Genomic DNA, 19,979 nt, shown 5'->3' with positions numbered 1-19,979 from the left:
CCAGTTCGGGAGGATCATAAATGACGGAACAGACATACGGCATGGGCGGAACGGCAGCGCTGGTGGTGGCTCACTGCGCGGGCATGCTCGATCTCACTGCATTGCCGGTCTGGGTCGGCGCGCTTGTCGAGCGGTTCGGATTCAGTCCGCAACAGGCCGGCGGTATCGTAACCTTGTTTCTTTTGGGCGCGGTGGCGGCGAGCCTCTTCGTTGCACCGCGTCTGAACCGGATCAATCAAAAACTGGCCTCCACCGTCGGTTATGGCGTCGCCGCGCTCGCCTTCTTCATAGCATCGACGCAAAGCGGCTTGGTGCAGTTGGCTGCGCTCCATCTGGTCGCGGGCCTTGCGGTCGGCACGGGACTGTCGATGGTGCACGGCGCGATCGGCAAATCTGACAATCCCCATCGCCTCTTTGCTTTGGCCGGCATGGCAATCGGCCTTCTTGGCATCGTCCTGCTCGGCGTACTGCCGCAGCTATTGATCGCCTTTGGCCGCGAGGCTCTGTTCCAGATTTTCGGTCTCTTCATGGCCATCGCCTGTCTGTTTTGCGCCGCGCTGTTCGTGAATACTGATCGTGGCGAGGCACATGCATCGGCGCCGTTCGGTCGCGCGATCTGGTTCACCGTCTGCGGCATCAGCGTCATGACCTTCAATCAGGCGATGGTCTTTTCCTTCGTGGAAGTGATCGGAAAGCTCAGAGACTTTTCCGCTGAGGGCGTACTGGGGGTGCTGATCGCCCTCGGCATTGTCAATTTCCTCATTCCCTCTCCACTGGCGGCGGTTCTGCAGAAACGGCTGGCCGCCGAGACCGTGGTCCAGATCGGCCCCGCGGTGCAGGCTGTCTTCGCGGTGATTGTTACGTCCGCCACGGTCTTTGCGCTGTGGGCGCCGGTCGCCGCCTTCTTCGTCGCTATCCAGATTTTCACCCATACGTTCGCCTTCGGCCTGATCGCCCGCCTTGATAGGACCGGCAGGGCCGTGGCGGCGACACCAGCCATGCTGATGATCGGGGCGGCGCTTGGCCCGATCGTTGGAGGAGCGCTCGGCCAGAATTTCGGCTTCGGGGCGCTTGGGGCAGCAGCGGTGGTCGTCGCGCTTGTTTCCATTGTCTTGTTCACCAAAGCGAGGTCCGCATGACCCAGTTTCCACCCATTAGCCGGGTCGTGACCGGCCATGACGACGCTGGACGCTCGTTTGTCGCGCATGTCGGGCCGCTGCCAACCGTCGTTGAACTGGAAGCCATTCCCGGCACCGTGTTTCACGAGGTCTGGGCAACGACTGGTAAGCCTGTGATCGTCGGCAACGGCGATGACCCCACACTGGGGCCACTTGTACTTCCGCCACCGCGCGGTGGGACTCGCTTTCGCTTTGTCGACATTCCACCGGATACGGAAGAGTTTCTTGCTCATGGCGCGGCGAAAGTGGGCGCGGCCTTTTCGGAGATTGGAGACAGGGACGCTTCGACGGTGACAGAAGCGTCCCCGCACCCGCTGATGCACCGGACCCAATCCATCGACTACGGCGTGGTGATCGAAGGCGAAATGACGCTGGTACTCGATCAGGGTGAGACGCATCTGAAGCCGGGCTCGGTCGTCATTCAGCGCGGCACCAATCATGCCTGGGCCAATCGCTCGGGCCGGAGCGGCCGCATGTTGTTCGTTTTGATCGACGGCGTCTACGAGCCGGTGATCGCAGAGGCGCTGTCCGCTCCCTGAGCGGTCACATGTCGTTGGAGAAAGAAATGAAGCTTGCGACCTATAAAGACGGCAGCCGCGATGGGCAGTTGTGGGTGGTCTCGAAGGATTTGGCGGTTGCCGCTCCCGCAGTGGGCGTGGCGTCGACCATGCTTGCGGCTATCGAGACATGGGATGCGGTGGCGCCTCGGCTTGATGCGCTCTACGAACGTCTTAACGCCCGGGAAGAAGCCTTTGCCACACGTTTTGAACCGGAACGCTGCATGGCACCTTTGCCGCGTGCGCCGCAATGGCTCGATGCCTCGGCCTTTCTCAAGCATGGCCGGTTGATGGACGAGGCATTCAACAATCCGGTGAATCCGGATTTTGAGACCATTCCCCTGGTCTATCAAGGGGCGAGTGACGACCTTCGCGGCCCGCTCAGCGATGTGGAATTTCCGGATGACAGCCTGTCGATCGACATGGAGGGCGAGTTCGGCGTGATCGTTTCCGACGTGCCGATGGGGGTCAGCGCTGAAGGGGCCATCCCGCATATTAGGCTTCTGGTTCAGATCAACGACTGGTCTCTGCGCAAGCTCGGCCCACGGGAAATGCGGGCGGGCTTCGGCTGGCTGCAAGCGAAGCCCTCCACGGCCTTCGCACCGCTTGCCATCACGCCCGACGAGATAGGGCCGTTCTGGGAAAACGGGCGAGTGAACCTTCCTCTGCATGTGGCGATCAACGGGCGCGAGGTTGGCCGCGCGAACGGCGCGGAGATGCACTTTTCGTTTGGGGATATTATTGCCCATTGCGCCCGCACCCGAAAGCTGTCCGCCGGCTCGATCATCGGATCGGGGACGGTGTCGAACGCCAATCGTGCGGCTGGCTCCTCCTGCATTTCAGAAATCCGCGTGATCGAACTCCTCGATCAGGGTGCGTCGGTCACGCCATTCCTGACCTGGCAAGACCGGGTCCGGATGGAGGCAAGGCTTCCCGATGGATCTTCCCCGTTCGGCGTTATTGATCAACGGGTTGTACAAGCCTGATGCGGGTTCTGGTGACAGGCGCCGACGGTTTCCTCGGGAGTGGCCTCGCCCGCCGCTTGGTCGGAAGAGTACCGCAACTGAGCCGCTTAACCTTGACCGACCGGCATTTCGACGGTCCTGATCATGGAGGCCTCGCCGGGGCGGATTTAGTGCCTGGCGACCTGACTGACGGAAGTTTTCTCGGTACCCTCCTGGAGCCCGGTTTTGACGTCATCTTTCACCTTGCGAGCCTTCCGGGCGCTCAAGCGGAGTCAGAGTCTGAGCGGGGCCGCGACATCAACCTGACCTTACCTATGGATCTTGCTTGGCGAACAGCGGCGCGTCAGCCCGGAGCGCGCTTCATTTTCGCCTCCTCCATCGCTGTTTATGGGGCTGTCGATGCGCTGGCCATATCAGAAGCGACGCCGACCGCACCGGCCATATCCTATGGCGCCCACAAGCTGATGACGGAAATCTTCTTGAGCGATCTTGCGCGGCGCAGAGAACTCAGCGTGTTTAGTCTGCGCTTTCCGGGTCTAGTGGCGCGGCCGCCGGCGGAAAGCGGGCATGGGTCCGCCTTCATGAGCCTCATGTTTCACAAGCTCGGCGCAGGTGAAGATTTTGCGAGCCCGGTTCCGGCTTCGGCCCGATGCTGGTGGATGTCCATGGCGGCGGCAGTCGAGACGCTGCTTCATGCCGCTACCTTGTCTTCGGATGCGCCGACCGTGCTGTTGCCGCCGGCCATCTGCGCCACCATGGCAGAGATGGCGCAGGCCATTGCAACCGTCACGGGGCGGGATCCTTCCATTCAGTGGGGCTATGACGCGCGACTGACAGGGATCTTCGGCTCTATGCCCAAGATCGATGCATCGCTTGCGCGTCGCCTCGGCTTTGCCGGCGACGCCGATCTCACATCCCTGGCCCGCAAGGCCCTTTCCGGAGGTTCATCATGAAAATCGTCGATCTGTCCGTCGCCATCGACAATGATACGGTAGCTGACCCACCGGGGCTCGGGCCGAAAATCGTCTACTCCGATCATCAGGCGGGAGCCCAAGAGGTGACGCGCTTCTTCCCCGGTCTCGACCGGGAGGATCTGCCGGGCGCGGAAGGTTGGGCAGTGGAGCAGCTGACGCTGACGGCGCATGCGGGCACGCATCTCGACGCGCCCTGGCACTTCGCCTCTACCATGAACGGTGGCGAGCGCGCCTGGACGATCGACGAGGTTCCGCTAGATTGGTGCATTCGCCCCGGCGTAAAGCTTGATCTTCGCCACCTGCCGGATGGTCATGTCGCCACCGCCGACGAAATCCGCGTCGCCGTCGAAGCAACGGGGGCCCCCCTAAAAGCCTTTGACATCGTTGTCGTCAACACATCCGCCGGCGAAGCCTTCGGGCGACCGGACTATATCGGACGGGGTTGCGGCATCGGCCGTGAAGCGACCCTCTGGCTCTTGTCGCAAGGCGTACATATCACAGGCACCGACGCCTGGTCCTGGGATGCACCGTTTCCGATCACCGCCAAGCGCTTCGCTGCCACCGGAAACGCCGGTCTGATCTGGGAAGGCCATAAAGCAGGGCGAGACGGCGTCTTCCTGCATATGGAAAAGCTAACTTGTCTCGATCATTTACCGGCGCGCGGCTTCACAATCTCGTGCCTGCCGGTCAAGATTCGTGGCGGCTCGGCTGGATGGTGCCGGGCAGTAGCAATGTTGACAGAAAATCGAAGCTGATGATCGACGTTCAAGCATCGCAGCCAGATCCTGTTTTCTGGGAACGTCCTACTCGAAGCTTGGAGCGCGACCTTACCGAGGGAAAAATGAAGAAAACATGCGTCAATGCGGCAGAAGCTCTGGCCGGCAAGCTACACGACGGAATGACAATAATGTCCGGGGGCTTTGGTTTATGTGGCATACCCGTCACACTCATTGAGGCTGTCCGCCTGTCCGGTGCCAGGAACCTCACGGTCATTTCGAATAATGCCGGGGTTGACGGTTACGGTTTGGGTGTCCTCCTTGAAACGCGACAGGTACGGAAGATGATCTCCTCCTACGTTGGCGAGAACAAGCTCTTTGCCCAGCAGTATTTGGCTGGCGAACTCGAGATCGAGTTCAATCCCCAAGGAACCCTTGCCGAAAGAATCCGCGCTGGCGGTGCGGGGATCCCCGCTTTCTATACGAAAACAGGTGTGGGCACCCTAGTCGCGGAGGGGAAGGAATACCGACGTTTTGGCGATGACGACTACATCCTGGAGACCGGACTTGTGGCTGACGTGGCTCTGATCCACGCTTGGATGTCGGATCACGAAGGCAATTTGATTTACCGCAAGACAGCCCGCAACTTCAATCCGATGATGGCGACTGCGGCCCGCACGACAGTTGCAGAGGTAGAGCTCCTGGTGCCCGACGGCAGCTTGGACCCAGACGCTGTCCATACCTCCGGTATTTTCGTGAACAAGATCGTTCATGTGATGGATTTAGAGAAACGGATCGAGCAGCGCACCGTACGTTCTCGCAGGATGGAGAATGCTTGATATGGCTTGGTCACGTGAACAGATGGCGGCGCGAGCCGCAAAAGAACTGCGCGACGGCTTTTATACAAATCTTGGCATCGGCATTCCCACATTGGTGGCCAACTTCATTCCCGACGGACTGGAGGTCACGCTTCAGAGCGAAAACGGCATGTTAGGGATGGGGCCTTTTCCTTTTGACGGCGAGGAAGATGCTGACCTGATCAACGCGGGAAAGCAGACAATTACGGCCCTCCCCAAAACAAGCTTCTTTTCCTCAGCGGACAGCTTCGCCATGATCAGAGGTGGACACATTGACCTCTCGATCCTGGGTGCGATGCAGGTCTCCCAAAGTGGTGATCTGGCCAATTGGATGATTCCGGGCAAAATGGTGAAAGGCATGGGCGGCGCCATGGACTTGGTTGCCGGGGTCAAACGTGTGGTCGTCGTTACGGAACACGAAGCGAAGGGACAATCGAAGCTACTTAAGGAATGCACACTTCCGCTGACCGGGCGCCGGGTGGTCGATCTCGTGATAACGGACCTAGGCGTTTTCGAAGTCGCCAGGAGAGGCGCTCCAAAAATGACGCTGATCGAGGTCGCCGAAGGTGCTACGATCGAGGAGATCAGCAGCAAGACCGAGGCAGAGTTCGAGATCCAGTTGCGAAGCGACCGGGCGGTGCCATGCACCTAGCCTCCGTGCGCTGCATTGCGTAAGCGCTCATCGGCAAGCTCAGGTTGAGGCATTTGCGAACCTCGCCGCCCGTGATCTCGGGACAACTGCTATCTTCAGCGCGTTGGATCGTGCCGGTGTCGTCTGCGCTCTCTGGCCAGGTCCGGGCGGCAGAGGAGGGACAGAACCGGGTGCGCCAGTTTGCAAAAAATGTTCGAATGCCGGACGCGGCCAACCGCAAGCCGGACGCCAGTCGTCACCATTCGCTTGCTGAAATAGAATAGACGATCAGCGGCCACGCTTGACGGGATGACCGGGAGTGTTCCGCTTGTTCTGAGTGCGTGTCGGCCATTAAGCACCATCTGCGCAACTGCGCCTATGTCTCGGTCACGACAATAAGTCAGCACCCTACAATCGGCGCCGCCGCATAAAACAAGACTATGATCATCGACTTTTCTGCGCGAACGGACGATCGCTGCCAAAGCTAAATGAGATCTCGGCGATTAAGCTTATCGATATAACGATCTTGCCATCAAGAGAACGAATGGGAAGCGTATTCGAACGTTCGAGCAGTAGACTTCTGCCGTTGACAGGAGAAGGGCAGGAACATTCCTAAAAGCGATAGCCAGAGATGCGTTAATATCGCTTTTTCTTGCGATTGGGTTTTGTCATTCTTTGCCCATAAATATTAATTGGGGAACAAGGCAATGCAAACAGCCACAGTCTCGCAGCGTCTAGACAGACTACCAATTCTGCCCTTCCATAAAAGAATTCTTCTGCTCGTCGGGGCGGGCCTCTTCTTTGATGCCTTCGACATCTACCTCGCGAACTCCGTACTCGGTGCACTCGTTCAGGATGGATGGTCGACCGTCGACAAGAACGCCGCGTTTCTTTCGGCCACCGCATTCGGCATGCTCTTAGGCTCTGTCATGGCCGGTATTCTCGGTGACCGTTACGGTCGCAAGTTTACCTACCAGTTCAATCTTCTGATCTTTGGCCTTTCGTCGATTGCCTGCGCGTTTATGCCGACTATGGAATGGCTTATCGTCGCCCGCTTCGTGACCGGTATCGGCTTAGGGGCGGAGCTTGTGATCGGATACGGACTGTTGAGTGAATTCGTACCGCCGAGCCATCGCGGTCGCTGGGCGGCGTTGCTATCTTGCATCGCGCAGTTCGGCCTCTTTGCTGCGACATTGACCAGCTGGATTGTCATTCCATCACTGGGGTGGCGCGCGATGTTCATTATTGCCGGCATTGGTGGTCTCATCGTCTTCATCGCCCGCAAGAATATTCCCGAGTCTCCACGTTGGCTGGAGCGGAACGGCAAGCAGGCGGAAGCCGATGCGATCGTCACCAAGATCGAATCCGAAACAAATGTCGGAGAGCTTGCTCCTGTCGCTCCTTCTCAGCAATCAGCGTTGCTGGGCAGAATCAACCCTCTCGCGGCCCGTTTCCACAAGCCGCTTGCGATCGGCGCCGTGACCCAGATCGTTCAGAGCGCAGCTATCTACGGCTTCATCGCCCTCCTGCCAACCTTCCTCGCGAAACAAGGCATTCCGATTAACAAGTCGCTCGGTCAGTCCGTTCTGATGACCTTTGGCGGCCCTGCCGGCGCGCTTGCCGCCTATTTCTTGACTGATCGCATTGGCCGCAAGCCTGCGATCATCGGAGCTTCGCTTCTTGGCGCCATCATCGGTCCCTGCTTCGCCCTGGTACAATCGCAGGAAATCGCCACCGCGCTCGGTTTTCTTATGTTCGGTCTGGTTTACTTCCTGGTCTCTGTCGTTCAGGCCGGGTATTTGCCCGAGCTGTTTCCAACAGAGGTTCGCATGCGTCTCACGAGCTGGGCAGTCATAGCGGGTCGCCTAACCTCGATCGGCATACCGTTTGTGTCGGTCTATCTCGTTCAGGCTGGTGGTCTCGTGGCCGTAGTAGGCACAGTAGCAGCGCTTCTTGTCGTGCAGGCCTTGATGATCGCAACGCTTGCCGTAGAAACCAACCGCAAGAGCCTTGAGGAGATCGATGCCGATACACTGGATGGTTCGTCCGCGAAACCTGCTGCCCAACGGAAAGCCATCTAAAAGGATTCAAATAAAGGCGCCGTGACACACACGGCGCCTGTCTGACAGGTGTTGAAATGAACGTCGAACAGATCAGGGGCCTAATCAAGACGATGGACGAAGCCTCCATTTCGGAATTGGAATATAGCGAGGGAAGCGTTCGCCTAAGGATTTTGAAGGCATCAGCTCCCTGTTCGAGCGGAGCCGCGTCCGAAAAAAGTTACACGACCGCGGCGGTTCAAGAAGAAGAATCTGCTCCGCCGAACACCCTTGGTCGCGTCAAAAATAATCTGGTGGAAGCGCCGTTGCCCGGCATATTCTATCGCTCCGCAAGTCCCGGGGAACCGTATTTTGTCAAACCCGGTGATAAGGTCACGCGCGGTCAGACATTGGCGCTAATCGAGGCAATGAAGATGTTGACGCCCGTAAAGGCTGCTGAAGACGGCGTAGTTACTGCTGTTCTTGTGGAAAACGGTGCATCGGTTGAAGCTGGTGACGCATCGTTCGAAATCGCATCGTGACCGCTTTGCGGTTTAGGGAACAAGGTTGATGCTGAAGAGAGTTCTTATCGCGAACCGAGGTGAGATCGCCGTTCGCATTCAACGCGCGTGCCGGGTCCTGGGAATCGAGTCCGTACAGATTTTTTCCGATGCAGATCGCGATGCGCCCTACGTGCAAAACGCAAGTTTAAGCCTCTGCGTCGGGCAGGCGCCGGCAAAGGATAGCTATCTCAATATCTCGAGAATACTAGAGGCCGCTGAACTCATGAGGGCGGATGCTATTCACCCCGGCTACGGGTTCCTTTCTGAGAACGCTGCCTTTTCGAAAGCCGCGGAGGAAAGTGGTCTCGCTTTCATCGGCCCTAATTCCGCGTCAATCGAAACCATGGGTGATAAGATCGTGGCAAAGCAGAGGATGAAGGCGGCGGGCGTTCCTTGCGTCCCCGGCGGCGACGAAGCACTACCGGATGATATGATCCGTTGTGCTCACATGGCAGATGAGATCGGTTATCCGGTCATAATCAAGGCAGCTGGGGGCGGCGGTGGACGCGGTATGCGGATCGTCCGGTCCGCCAACGAACTCCCTGAAGCCATCGTCACCACGCGAGAAGAAGCGGGACGCGCATTCGGCAATCCCGCCGTCTACATGGAGAAATTTCTCCAAGCCCCGCGCCACGTAGAAATTCAGGTGCTGGCGGACAATCACGGCAATGCTGTCTGGCTTGGCGAGCGCGATTGCTCATTACAGCGCCGTCACCAGAAGGTCGTCGAAGAAGCTCCCGCACCGGGCATCTCGCTCAATTTGATCGCCGAAGTCGGCGAGCGCTGCGCAGCCGCCTGCCGTAGCATCGGTTACTCCGGGGCAGGGACCTTTGAATTTCTTTACGAAAACGGTGCTTTTTACTTCATCGAGATGAACACCCGCGTTCAAGTGGAGCATCCGGTAACGGAAGCCGTCACGGGCATCGATATCGTCGCCTGGCAAATCCGTATCGCAGGCGGCGAGCGCCTCGGCTTCGAACAAAAGGACATCGCTTGGAAGGGACATGCGATCGAATGCAGGATCAATGCGGAAGATCCCTACACTTTCCGCCCCAGTCCCGGCCGTATCCAGCGCTGGCATGCGCCGGGCGGTCCAGGCATCCGTGTGGACACCCATGTGGAAAGCGGTTACGTCGTGCCGCCGCATTACGACAGCATGATCGGAAAGATCATTGCCCATGGTGAAAGTCGTGACGACGCGATTGCGCGCATGAAGGCAGCACTCGGGGAGGCCGTTCTTGACGGAATTACGTGCAACATCCCGCTGCATCGTGATATCATGGCCAACCCGGATTTCGTCGCCGGCAATCTCGGTATCCATCACCTTGAACATTGGCTGGAGACGCGCCGCCATGACGATTGAGCCCCTCAAGCTGAGCTGGATGGGCGAGCAGGCCATTCTCTGCGACACTGGACACGCAGCGATCGATCTCAAACTGCAGGAACGGTTCTGGGCGCTTGCCGAGCAACTAAAAGGCCGCGCCTTCGTGCGGGAAGTCGTGCCCGGCATGAACAACCTGCTCGTCATGATCGATGCAGCCGCTATCGGTGGCTCTGAGGCGTTGGTGGATATCGAGACCTGCTGGAACGGGCTTCGTGTGGACAGCGTCGCTGGTCGGGAGATCGAGGTGCCGGTTTATTACGGCGGAGAGCATGGGGGGGACCTTATCCATGTCGCCAAGGTAGCCGGACTTTCCCCCGAAGATTATGTCCGCCGGCACAGCGAAGGCCGCTACACAGTGTTCAATCTCGGCAGCCAACCGGGTTTCGGCTATTTGGCGGGCCTCGATCCGTCGCTTGCCGTGCCGCGCCGCAAAGTGCCGCGGACGCGGGTGGAAGCCGGGTCAGTCGTGATCGGCGGCGCGCAGGCGGGGGTTATTTCTAGGACGTCGCCCTCCGGCTGGCACATAATCGGCAAGACGGATCTGAGATTTTTCGATCCTGCTGCTTCGCCCCCGACGCTGCTGGCACCGGGTGACGTCATCCGCTTTTGCATTGAGAGTTTGAAACCATGATCGAGATCGTCACACCCGGCCCGCTGGCGACGGTCCAAGACCTTGGTCGCCATGGCTATTATGATATCGGCGTCGGCTTTTGTGGCGCCATGGATCCGCTCGCGCTTATCATCGCCAATAGGCTTGTCGACAATGACGACGGAGCGGCTGGGATCGAATTCACGATCGGCTCTTTCGAAATCCGCTTTGAGCAGGATACCGTCTTCGCTTTGGCCGGCGCCGATTGTGCCGTCAAGCTGGACAGTGTCGAAATTCCACCATTCTGGTCTACTCGCGTGAAGGCGGGACAGGTCCTCAAGGCAACCGCTCCACGCCATGGTATGCGAACCTATCTCGCGATTGCCGGCGGGCTTGCTGTGGAGCAGGTTCTCGGCTCCCGCAGCACTGACACGAAGGGGGGCTTCGGCGGTCTTTGCGGACGTGCCCTTCAAGCTGGAGACCGGTTACCGCTCACGAGGCCGGCCACCTTGCCGATAGTTTCGGATTTCGGTCTCGATCCGCGCGCGCTCTCACCCTTCTACGACGCCGGCTATCCTGACGAAGTTTCCGTGCGCTTTCTCGCTGCGGCCGAATACTCGTCCTTCGAGGACACCGCGCTCAATTTGTTTCGAGACGAGCCCTGGACCATTCAACCGGATAGCAACCGGATCGGTTATCGTCTGGCTGGACCGGTCCTGGACCTGAAAGCCAAGCTGGAACTGCGCTCGCACGGTATCATGCCTGGTACGATCCAGGTGCCACCGTCGGGCCAACCCGTCATCCAGCTCAGTGATGCCAATACCTGCGGCGGATACCCGAAGATCGGCGTTGTCATTACGGCTGATCTCTGGCGCTTGGGTCAGGCAAGGCTAGGCGGCAAGCTGCGCTTCGTCGAGGTTTCCCGCCAAGAGGCAATCGGGGCACTTGGCGACCATAATGCGTGCATGGCGTCGGTGTTCTCGCAAATCGACAAGAGCAGGAAGGCATTGTAATGGCTAACGGCAACGAATTGAAGCTGCTCGATAATGCCGAACTAGTCTCACTTGCCCGCTACGCGTCAGAACACGGCGTCTCCGAACTGGAGTGGTGCGATGGTGAGGCGAGGATATTGCTGAAGCTCAAGCTTGGCGGCAGCAAGTTAAGAGCCGCTTCGCCTATCGAGGCTCGACCCGCGCAGGCCCTACTAGAAGCAGTCCGAGCGCCGAGTTTCGGTGAATTTCACCAGCCGGAAAACCTTTCGATAGGCGATGGAGCGGTGGTAAATGAGGGGCAAATTCTGGCCTTTGTGCGGCTCGGACCAGTTATGAAGGCCATTCGCGCCCCACGGCGCGGAATTTTAAAAAGCTGCGGATACCACGAGAAGGCACTGGTCGGTTACGGCGACGTGGTTTTTCAGATCACTCCACAACAAGGTGGTGCGCGATGAGGATCGATATCAATTCTGATCTCGGGGAAGGTTTCGGCATCTACAGCGCTGCCGACGACGAGAGCATTCTGTCTCTGGTTTCGTCCGCCAATGTGGCTTGTGGCTATCACGCTGGCGATCCAGTGGTCATGGATCACACAGTGCAGTTGGCAATCAAAAACAATGTCGATGTCGGCGCACACGTTGGCTATCCTGATCGGCAGGGCTTCGGTCGCCGACACATGGCGTTCTCGCCGCGCGAGCTTGAATTGATGACGCTCTATCAGCTCGGGGCGTTGACAGCGGTTGCTAATGCGGCCGGGCATCGGCTCACCCACGTTAACTTCCACGGCGCGCTCGGCAATCTTTCCTTCGTGGATCGCGATGTCGCAGATGCATTGCTCAAAGCCGTCCGGATCTTCGATCGCGACCTCATTTTCGTGGCCTTGCCGAATACGGAAGCGGAAAAGGCAGCCCGAAACCACGGATTGAACGTTGTAAATTCGTTTTTGGCCGACCGGGCCTATGACGAACGCGGCCTGCTGGTCTCTCGTGAAAAGCAGGGCTCGATCGTAAAAGACCCGGTGAAGATCCGCGAGCGGATCATCCGCCTGTTACAGGATGGGACGGTGGTGACCGTGGCTGGCGAGGAGATCGAGATGTCTGTCCAGTCAATCCTCGTCCACAGCGATACGCCGGGCGCGGTACAGCTTGGCGAAACCATACGCTCAGCCGTCCTGGAAGCGGGTGCCGAGATCGTCTCCCTGTCCCGGCTCTGATTATGCTGGCAGGAAGAAGGTTTCGAAATTGCAGGACTGCTCCGCAAAACTGGCAACTGATTTTTTGAAGTCCGAGCTGCGGTCTGTTCTATACAGCACGGCATAGCGCACGTGCGGCAGCCGGGTCTTCATCGGCAGGCGTCGCAAGCGTCCGTCTTTGACAAGCTTTGCCGTGACTGGTACCGGGAGGTAGCTTACCCCAAGTCCAGACACGGTGAAGCCAATCTGTGCCACGAGACTTTCACAGTGAATGGTTTTAGAGGGCGCGACCTCGTGGCTCGTTAACCAGCGGCCGTATACAAGTCCGGTACCTGATCGACTGCCTTGCACAAGCATGGTAAAATTGACTAGCTCAATCATGGAAAGCTCTTCATCCCCCTTATAGAGGCTTGGAGCGGCCATCCACGCGTTTTCAACCGCCTTGAGAGGCACGGCGACGCAGCGAGAATCGTTGAAAACGTCAGGAATGACAATCATGTCAATGGTGTCGTCCATCAACCGATCAAACAGCGTGGCACTGAGCTCGACTTCGGGCTCGATGCTGACCCGCGGGTATTCGGTCTTTATCATACCGACAAGGCCGGGAAGCCATGTCATCGCCGTGAGCTCGGTTACGCCAATGCGGAAACGCCTCAGGAGGACCTGACTGGAACTGACGCGTTCAACGAATTGGTCGCGCTCTTCCAGGAGACGCTTGGCGTAAGCGAGTACTTCCGCGCCTTTTTCCGTCAATCTGGCGGTACGCTTGGTACGGTCGAAAACCTCGACGTTGAACTGTTGCTCGAGTTCCTGAACCCTCTTCGAGACGGCGGATTGGGTCGTATTGAGTTTCGCCGCGGCGGCTGCGAAGCTCCCCAGATCGGCTATCCAGTAAATTGCCTCAAGTTGTTTGAAGGTAATCAAGCGGGCTGCGTTCCAAGTTTCGATTGCAAGAGATTCTACACACCTTCACGTATTAGCAAACTCCCGCAATCGGCAAAATCACGGTGATGCTGGCGCTCCGTAAGCGCCGGTATAAGTTCCTTGGCGTATGCTGCGCAGGATATCTTCTTCTTTTTGCTCTTGCGCATGAACCGCCTTCAGTAGCTCGACAGCAACGGCCTGCGGAAAGGCAACAATGCCGTCCTCGTCTCCGACGACAATATCTCCCGGTTCGATCACAAAGCCGCCGATCGCGACCGGTACGTTAATCTCGCCTGGGCCGTTTTTGTAGGGTCCTCGATGGATGGCGGCGCGGGCAAACACCGGAAATTCCGATTTCGCCAATGCGCCGGCATCGCGGATGGCGCCGTCGATCACCATGCCGGCTGCGCCTCGTGTTTGCGCGATCGTTGCCATGATCTCGCCGATCAGAGCACGGTTGGTTTCGCCGTCACCATCGACGACGACGACATCGCCAGGACGAACAAGATCGAGCGCCTTGTGGATCAAAAGGTTGTCGCCTGCGGCCACGCGAACCGTCAAAGCAGTTCCGGCCATCGTGCCATTGACCTTATGGAAAGGCCGAATACCGATGACGCCCGGAAGTCGAGCGAGGTTGTCGCTTATAATTGCGGTCGAGGACTTGGCATAGGCTGAGATGAGCTCGGCATCTGCCTGCGGCGCGCTCGGGAGTATACGGTTTCCGATCATCGAGATTCTTTCTGGATTGAGTGCGACACGATGCTGCTCAGCGAAGAGCCTTGACCGCTGCTACGATAGCTTGACTTCCTGACTCGACGGCTTGCATGGAGGCTGCGAAGGAAAGCCGGAGATAAGGGGAAACACCGTAAGCTGAACCGTCCAGAACGGCCACCTTGGCCTGCTCCAGAAGATAGAGGGAGACGTCAAGATCGGTGCGCAATTCCTTACCGTCAGGCGTGTTCTTACCAATCAAGTTGGCGACGGAGATAAAAAGATAGAAGGCTCCGGAAGGCGCGCGGGGCGACAGGCCCGGCGCATCCGACAGGATCTCGACCATTCGGTCGCGACGGCGACGGTACATTTCAGCTGCCTCACGCACGCAAGCCTGATCGCCCGTCAGCGCCGCGACAGCGGCGGCTTGACCGATCGAGCTTGCGCACGTCGTACTCTGGCTTAACATTTTTGCAACCACCTCGATAAGCGCCTTTGGGCCAACCGCGTAGCCTATTCGCCATCCGGTCATGGCGTAGGCCTTGGACATACCGTTGATGATCATTGCTCGATCAAACAGTGATGGTACGATTTCTATGAGGCTCGGCGCGCGTTCATCGTTATAGGAAAGATACTCGTAGATCTCATCCGTCATCACCCAGACGTCGGGATGGCGCAGCAGCACCTCGCCCAGAGCCGAAAGCTCCTCACGGGAATAGATGGCGCCGGACGGATTGTTCGGCGTGTTGAGAACGAGCCAGCGGGTTTGTTCGGTAATTGCTGCTTCAAGCGCAACTGGTGTTAGCTTGAAATCTACATCTTCATCACAAATCACGACGACGGGTTTGCCGCCGTGCAGGGTCGCCAAATCGGGGTAGGACACCCAGTAGGGTGCAGGGACAATGACTTCGTCGCCTTCGTTTAGCGTCGCCGAAAAGACTTCGAAAATCAGTTGTTTGGCACCGCAGCCGACAGCAATATTCTCGGGCTTGGCTGCTAAACCTTTTTCCCGGTTTATATGGGCGGCAATGGCAGCGCGGAGCGCTGGCGTTCCGGCAGACGGAGTATAGTGGGTATCCCCTGCTTTCATCGCAGCAAATGCAGCCTCGAGAATATAATCAGGGGTTGGAATATCCGGTTCACCGATCGTGAGGTCCACGATCTTGTGTCCTTGCGCCTGCAGATCCGAGACCATTTTCTTGGCCCCGATACTGGCCGAAGGCTTCAGTGCAATCGCCCGATTTGATATTTGAAGAGACATTCTGTTCGCCTTGCCTGTCGATGTCGCAGGAGGCTAAGGCGTAAGCAAGTTCAAGAAAAGCGATTTAAAGTCATTCAATTATGTTCTTAAAAGGAATGATATATCAGTCAACAACCGGTTGAGAGCAGAATAAGGCCGCTGCATCTTCATGGTGTCGAAGGGAAATGGTGCCCAGTTTTGAGCGGATCGCGATCACCTCAGGAGCGTAGTCGACGACGACGACGCTTTTTTCGACAATGGCCAGGCCGGTGATGTAATCGTATGTGAAGCGGTCACATTTTCCAGGCTACGAGCAAGCGCAGCGCGCATAGGTTACATCTCGTCGGAAGGAGGCGTCGCGTTCTACAGTTTCCTTCGCGAATATCGCGGATGGAATCCAATAACTCTTTAACACATCGGCCCCTGAACATCTGGAGACATCCCGGTAAGTGTACGACGATTTTTAGAAGCCGGTAATTCCTATTACCTCTTTGTCTATCCAGCTTGAGTTAGGCGCAACGTACAATACGCCTCAGGCGTATATCTTCTCATGGTAGGCTAGCACCGCACCATTTCGCTCTGACAACCATTCGAGGAAGGCATTGCTGTCGAGAGGACGACTGACCCAATAGCCCTGGAGCTCGTCACAGCCCATTGTTGCCAGAAGATCGGCCTCTTCGCGCGTCTCCACGCCCTCGGCCACCACCTCGTAACCGAGGCTGTGCGACAGGGCTATCATAGACTGCACGAGGACGCGCTCACGGTGGCCCTCCTTTAAGTCGCTGATAAAAGACCGGTCGATCTTGACGACGTCGGCGGGAAGTTTCTGGAGATAGGCAAGGCTGCTGTAACCCGTGCCGAAGTCATCGATGGAAAAGCGAATGCCGGAAGCCGTCATCTGGTTCAAAAGATCGAGTGCCGACGTCGTGTCCAGCATCATCGCCGTTTCCGTCAGCTCGAATTCGATCTGGTCGCAGGCGACGCCGTATTGTGCAAGCATCGTATTAAGGCGCTCGATGAAATCGCCTTCCTGCAGATTGATCGCAGACAGATTGATCGACAGCTTGATGCGCAGGCCGCCTGCGTTCCAAGTCGCCAGCTGGCGAAGGGCTGCCATCACCACCCACTGCGTCAAAGGTCGGGCGAAGGCGGACGCTTCGATGACCGGGATGAACTCGCCTGGCGAGACGTTGCCCAGGGTCGGGTGGTTCCAGCGTAACAGCACCTCGGCACTCTTGTAGCCGCCATTCATGGCATCGATACGCGGCTGGAATACCAGCGACAGCTGCTCCTCGTCTTCGAGCGCGCGGGGAAAATCCCGCTGGATGACGAAGTTGCGCTGGTGACGGACATCGGTTTCGGACGAGAAATACGCGATCTTCTTGTCGCTGTCGCGGGCATCCTGAACGGCGCTTTGTAAGGCACGCAGGATTTCCTCGACAACCTCCGTCTTGCCGGGGACGAACTGCATGAAGCCGATAGACGGCGTGGCAGCGATCTGGAACTCAAGCTCTGCGCTTAGTGAAACGATGATCGCGTTCAGGAACGCCTCATGCTCGCCAGTCGAAACGGCCTCGGGGGCGAGGAACGCAAACTGCGTGGGCGCGACGTGATAGGCATGCGCCTCGTCGCCCAGATGCTGCTTGAGAATGCGCGCGACCTTCTCGACCATGCCGTCCACATGCGACATGCCCACGACGCGCAACATGCGGTCGAATTGGGAGGTCTGCGCCAGATCGAGCAGGCTGATGATGCGCGACTGGCCATTGCAATTGGTGCACATGTCGCCGAGATCGCTCAGCAGCTGATAGCGGTTCGGCAGGCCGCTGGAGGGTTCGATGCGGCCGAGCGACTGCTGCAACTCGATCTGGTCCATCACCATGGCGGCAAGGTCCGACAGCGTTGCAACCTGCTCGTCCGAGACCTCGAAAGGCTCGGTGCCAAGAACGCAGAGCGCACCGAGACCGTAGCCTTTCGGGGTGAGCAGCGGAACGCCGCAGTAGAAGCGGATGCCGGCATTGCCGAGCGTGCTGTCGGCATAATAGGGATCGGCGGCAAAGTCACGGATGACAACCGGTGCGCAGGTTTCCGCCACTTCAGCGCAGGGCGCCTTGACGCGGGGGATTTCATTGTGCTCGACGCCCACCTTGGACTTAAACCACTGGCGGTTCACGTCGGTGAGCGAGATCGCTGCGATCGGCAGACCGAAATAATTAGCGACCAGCCGGGTGATACGGTCGAAATTCTCGCTGGGCATCGTGTCGAGGAGACGCAGGTTCTTGAGCGCGGCAATGCGGGCGGATTCGTCATGCATAGCAGAGTGTCCTATCGCAAGCACACGCAGGGTGCGGCGACACACATGATTATAAATGGACGTTTTTAGGAGCTGTGCCGGCCATTGCAAAAAACAAAGTCTTCACAGAATGGCTGGATTACGAGCATCATGCCCGGAGCTTATAAGAACGATGCCTTATTCTTATGCCTAATAAATATGACAATACTTAATGGTTCAAATCTATGTGGATAACTGGTTACTGCTACGTTAATTGAGCAACGATAGGTTGTTAGTTTCCTTTTACTTGATGGTATTCACGACGTTCGCAGATGTCGCAGGCGCAGGTATGTTTCCACGCCACCTCGGCAACCCAGTGAGACCTGTTCACTTTTGGGTCCGCCCTAAAGTAACATTCAAATGTGACACGTTCAGAGTGTAACAAAAGGGTCCTTTTCGTACAGTGCTCCACCACGAGATACGGGCCATTGGCGAAAACAACTCATTGCAGGGTTGGAAAACTTCCAGTCAATGAGCAGTCAATGACGGGGTCGGTGGTTCTGATCCTTTCAAGAGCATAGGGCCAGGACAAGGAACAAAAGATCCCGCCGGCCCTGAGTACCCCTCCGTTACGCGCCCTCTCAAATTGCAGGCCGGTTGTTCGATAGCCATCAAGAGCAATGCGATTTGCATACTCACTCCAACACGCCTCCGCTCACTCTTCTCGATAGCTGGCCCGTCCCATCAAGTTTCCGAAACGTACGTTTGTAATTTCCGGTTTGGACGAAGTTGCAATCCGAATTGGACGCATGTAAAATCCGACCTGGACGCATCGGCAACCCTAGGATTTCGTAGCGAGCAGGAGGGAAATGGATTGAAAGGGGAAAAGCCTTCTGACCTCCTTTATCCAAGAGGCGCAGCCGAGCGAATTAGGGTCGCGCTCGAAGATACGCCAGTCGTACTTGTGAACGGACCGCGGCAGTGTGGCAAGACGACGTTGGCTCGAACCCTGCTCCAGACAGATCGTCCGTATTTCACGTTAGATGACGAAACAACCTTACTATCAGCAAAGTCCGATCCAGTCGGTTTCGTTCGTCAGATTGATACCGCCATCATAGACGAGGTGCAGCGTGCACCGGAGTTGCTGCGCGCCATAAAACAGGCTGTAGACAACGATCGGCGGCCGGGGCGATTTTTGTTAACTGGCTCAGCAAACATTCTCGCACTCCCAACGATTTCCGACAGTTTGGCCGGGCGGATGGAAGTCGTTACCTTGTTGCCCCTGGCTCAGTCCGAAATTCGGCGCAAGCAGTCGAACTTTCTCGATTCCGCTTTTGCCGGAACGGTCATAGCCCCTCGCGATCCAACGGTCGGAAGCGACCTGATGGAGCGAGTGCTCATCGGCGGATATCCTGAGATGGTCAGTCGTGGCGATCCCCGCCGTCGATCCGCATGGGCGAGAGAATACATACGAGCCATCGTTGAACGAGATGTGCGCGAAATTGCCGACGTCGAACGCCTGGACCAAATGCCGCAGCTTCTTCGGGCGCTCGCGCACCATTCGGGACAGTTGCTCAATTTCACCCAATTGGCCGGCCAGGTCGGCATCGATGACAAGACCGCCCGGCGATATATCGGACTCTTTGAACAACTATTCTTAGTTCGTCGCATCGAGCCCTGGTTTCGAAACCCTTTAAAGCGTCTTGTTAAGACACCAAAGCTCTTGTTTCTTGATAGCGGTCTCTTAGCTGCGTATGTCGGAATGACCATCGATCGAATTTCGAGCGACCGAGGACTATTTGGTTCGTTGCTTGAGACGTTTGTCGTAGGCGAAATCCTCCGGCTTGCGACCTGGAGCGAAGTCCAATCAACCTTCCATCACTACCGGGATAAGGATCAGGACGAAGTAGATATCCTTCTCGAAGACGAAGCTGGCAATATGGTTGGACTCGAAGTCAAGGCCGCAGCAACGGTGACCGCAGCAGATTTCAAAGGCTTACGCAAAGTAGCCCTGGCCACGGGGCGCAACTTCAAGGCAGGCTGGGTGCTGTACGACGGCGACAAGGTCCTGCCATTTGGCGATAATCTTGCGGCGATACCGCTATCTTGTCTCTGGGGCGTTTGAGGTAAGGGCAGGAAATAATTTCGATACCCTTCAAGAGCGTGCAGTTCAGGATGTCTCCGTTTCGCCCTAA

The 19,979-nt window shown here is 57.5% G+C and carries 19 protein-coding genes; 15 read left to right on the top strand and 4 right to left on the bottom strand.

Going from position 1 to position 19,979, the window contains the following annotated elements; all coding sequences use genetic code 11:
* Positions 1 to 20: 20 nt before the first annotated feature.
* The 14 genes from QE435_RS23655 to QE435_RS23590 all read left to right on the top strand — a co-directional run bounded on the left by QE435_RS23655 (position 21) and on the right by QE435_RS23590 (position 12,658).
* Entirely contained in the window at positions 21 to 1,139 is a 1,119-nt protein-coding gene (locus QE435_RS23655; protein WP_349042974.1) for an MFS transporter, read from the top strand.
* The gene (locus QE435_RS23650; RefSeq protein ID WP_349042973.1) at positions 1,136 to 1,717 is read left to right on the top strand and encodes a cupin domain-containing protein; all 582 of its coding nucleotides are present in this window, start codon (positions 1,136 to 1,138) and stop codon (positions 1,715 to 1,717) included. The genes QE435_RS23655 and QE435_RS23650 overlap by 4 nt, the downstream gene beginning before the upstream one ends.
* 26 nt (positions 1,718 to 1,743) lie before the next feature.
* Entirely contained in the window at positions 1,744 to 2,721 is a 978-nt protein-coding gene (locus QE435_RS23645; protein ID WP_349042972.1) for a fumarylacetoacetate hydrolase family protein, read from the top strand.
* Positions 2,721 to 3,653, top strand: coding sequence for an NAD-dependent epimerase/dehydratase family protein (locus tag QE435_RS23640; RefSeq protein ID WP_349042971.1), 933 nt, complete (start codon positions 2,721 to 2,723; stop codon positions 3,651 to 3,653). Before QE435_RS23645 ends, QE435_RS23640 begins: the two co-directional genes overlap by 1 nt.
* Complete coding sequence (locus QE435_RS23635; RefSeq protein ID WP_349042970.1) at positions 3,650 to 4,429, top strand: cyclase family protein; 780 nt, start codon at positions 3,650 to 3,652, stop codon at positions 4,427 to 4,429. Before QE435_RS23640 ends, QE435_RS23635 begins: the two co-directional genes overlap by 4 nt.
* 86 nt (positions 4,430 to 4,515) lie before the next feature.
* Positions 4,516 to 5,229 (top strand): CoA transferase subunit A, encoded by a 714-nt coding sequence (locus QE435_RS23630; RefSeq protein ID WP_349043198.1) that lies wholly within the window; start codon positions 4,516 to 4,518, stop codon positions 5,227 to 5,229.
* A 1-nt stretch (position 5,230) separates the two neighbouring features.
* On the top strand, positions 5,231 to 5,899 hold the full coding sequence (locus QE435_RS23625; RefSeq protein WP_349043197.1) for a 3-oxoacid CoA-transferase subunit B: 669 nt from the start codon (positions 5,231 to 5,233) through the stop codon (positions 5,897 to 5,899).
* Between the two features lie 686 nt (positions 5,900 to 6,585).
* Positions 6,586 to 7,959: an MFS transporter gene (locus QE435_RS23620; protein ID WP_349042969.1), complete on the top strand. Its 1,374-nt coding sequence runs from the start codon at positions 6,586 to 6,588 to the stop codon at positions 7,957 to 7,959.
* Between the two features lie 56 nt (positions 7,960 to 8,015).
* Positions 8,016 to 8,459: an acetyl-CoA carboxylase biotin carboxyl carrier protein subunit gene (locus QE435_RS23615; protein ID WP_349042968.1), complete on the top strand. Its 444-nt coding sequence runs from the start codon at positions 8,016 to 8,018 to the stop codon at positions 8,457 to 8,459.
* A gap of 28 nt (positions 8,460 to 8,487) precedes the next feature.
* The gene (gene accC / locus QE435_RS23610; RefSeq protein WP_349042967.1) at positions 8,488 to 9,843 is read left to right on the top strand and encodes an acetyl-CoA carboxylase biotin carboxylase subunit; all 1,356 of its coding nucleotides are present in this window, start codon (positions 8,488 to 8,490) and stop codon (positions 9,841 to 9,843) included.
* Complete coding sequence (gene pxpB, locus QE435_RS23605) at positions 9,833 to 10,495, top strand: 5-oxoprolinase subunit PxpB (protein ID WP_349042966.1); 663 nt, start codon at positions 9,833 to 9,835, stop codon at positions 10,493 to 10,495. The genes accC and pxpB overlap by 11 nt, the downstream gene beginning before the upstream one ends.
* Entirely contained in the window at positions 10,492 to 11,466 is a 975-nt protein-coding gene (locus QE435_RS23600; protein WP_349042965.1) for a biotin-dependent carboxyltransferase family protein, read from the top strand. The genes pxpB and QE435_RS23600 overlap by 4 nt, the downstream gene beginning before the upstream one ends.
* The gene (locus QE435_RS23595; RefSeq protein WP_349042964.1) at positions 11,466 to 11,900 is read left to right on the top strand and encodes a biotin/lipoyl-containing protein; all 435 of its coding nucleotides are present in this window, start codon (positions 11,466 to 11,468) and stop codon (positions 11,898 to 11,900) included. The genes QE435_RS23600 and QE435_RS23595 overlap by 1 nt, the downstream gene beginning before the upstream one ends.
* The gene (locus tag QE435_RS23590) at positions 11,897 to 12,658 is read left to right on the top strand and encodes a 5-oxoprolinase subunit PxpA (RefSeq protein ID WP_349042963.1); all 762 of its coding nucleotides are present in this window, start codon (positions 11,897 to 11,899) and stop codon (positions 12,656 to 12,658) included. Before QE435_RS23595 ends, QE435_RS23590 begins: the two co-directional genes overlap by 4 nt.
* Here the strand turns inward: QE435_RS23590 and QE435_RS23585 are convergent, their stop codons facing one another.
* The 4 genes from QE435_RS23585 to QE435_RS23570 form a co-directional block, all read right to left on the bottom strand.
* The gene (locus QE435_RS23585; protein WP_349042962.1) at positions 12,659 to 13,561 is read right to left on the bottom strand and encodes a LysR family transcriptional regulator; all 903 of its coding nucleotides are present in this window, start codon (positions 13,559 to 13,561) and stop codon (positions 12,659 to 12,661) included.
* Positions 13,562 to 13,639: 78 nt separating this feature from the next.
* Positions 13,640 to 14,290 carry an RraA family protein gene (locus QE435_RS23580; RefSeq protein ID WP_349042961.1) on the bottom strand — a complete coding sequence of 217 codons (651 nt, stop codon included), beginning with the start codon at positions 14,288 to 14,290 and terminating at the stop codon, positions 13,640 to 13,642.
* A gap of 37 nt (positions 14,291 to 14,327) precedes the next feature.
* Positions 14,328 to 15,467 (bottom strand): aminotransferase class I/II-fold pyridoxal phosphate-dependent enzyme, encoded by a 1,140-nt coding sequence (locus tag QE435_RS23575; protein ID WP_349042960.1) that lies wholly within the window; start codon positions 15,465 to 15,467, stop codon positions 14,328 to 14,330.
* Positions 15,468 to 16,044: 577 nt separating this feature from the next.
* On the bottom strand, positions 16,045 to 17,826 hold the full coding sequence (locus tag QE435_RS23570) for an EAL domain-containing protein (protein WP_349042959.1): 1,782 nt from the start codon (positions 17,824 to 17,826) through the stop codon (positions 16,045 to 16,047).
* Positions 17,827 to 18,658: 832 nt separating this feature from the next.
* Here QE435_RS23570 and QE435_RS23565 point away from each other — a divergent pair.
* A complete protein-coding gene (locus QE435_RS23565; RefSeq protein ID WP_349042958.1) occupies positions 18,659 to 19,909 on the top strand; it encodes an ATP-binding protein in 1,251 nt (416 codons plus the stop codon).
* Positions 19,910 to 19,979 lie beyond the last annotated feature (70 nt).

It is taken from the genome of Agrobacterium sp. SORGH_AS 787 (assembly GCF_030819035.1).
GTDB classification, from domain to species: domain Bacteria; phylum Pseudomonadota; class Alphaproteobacteria; order Rhizobiales; family Rhizobiaceae; genus Agrobacterium; species Agrobacterium larrymoorei_B.
This window is presented reverse-complemented; position numbering and strand designations above follow the sequence as displayed.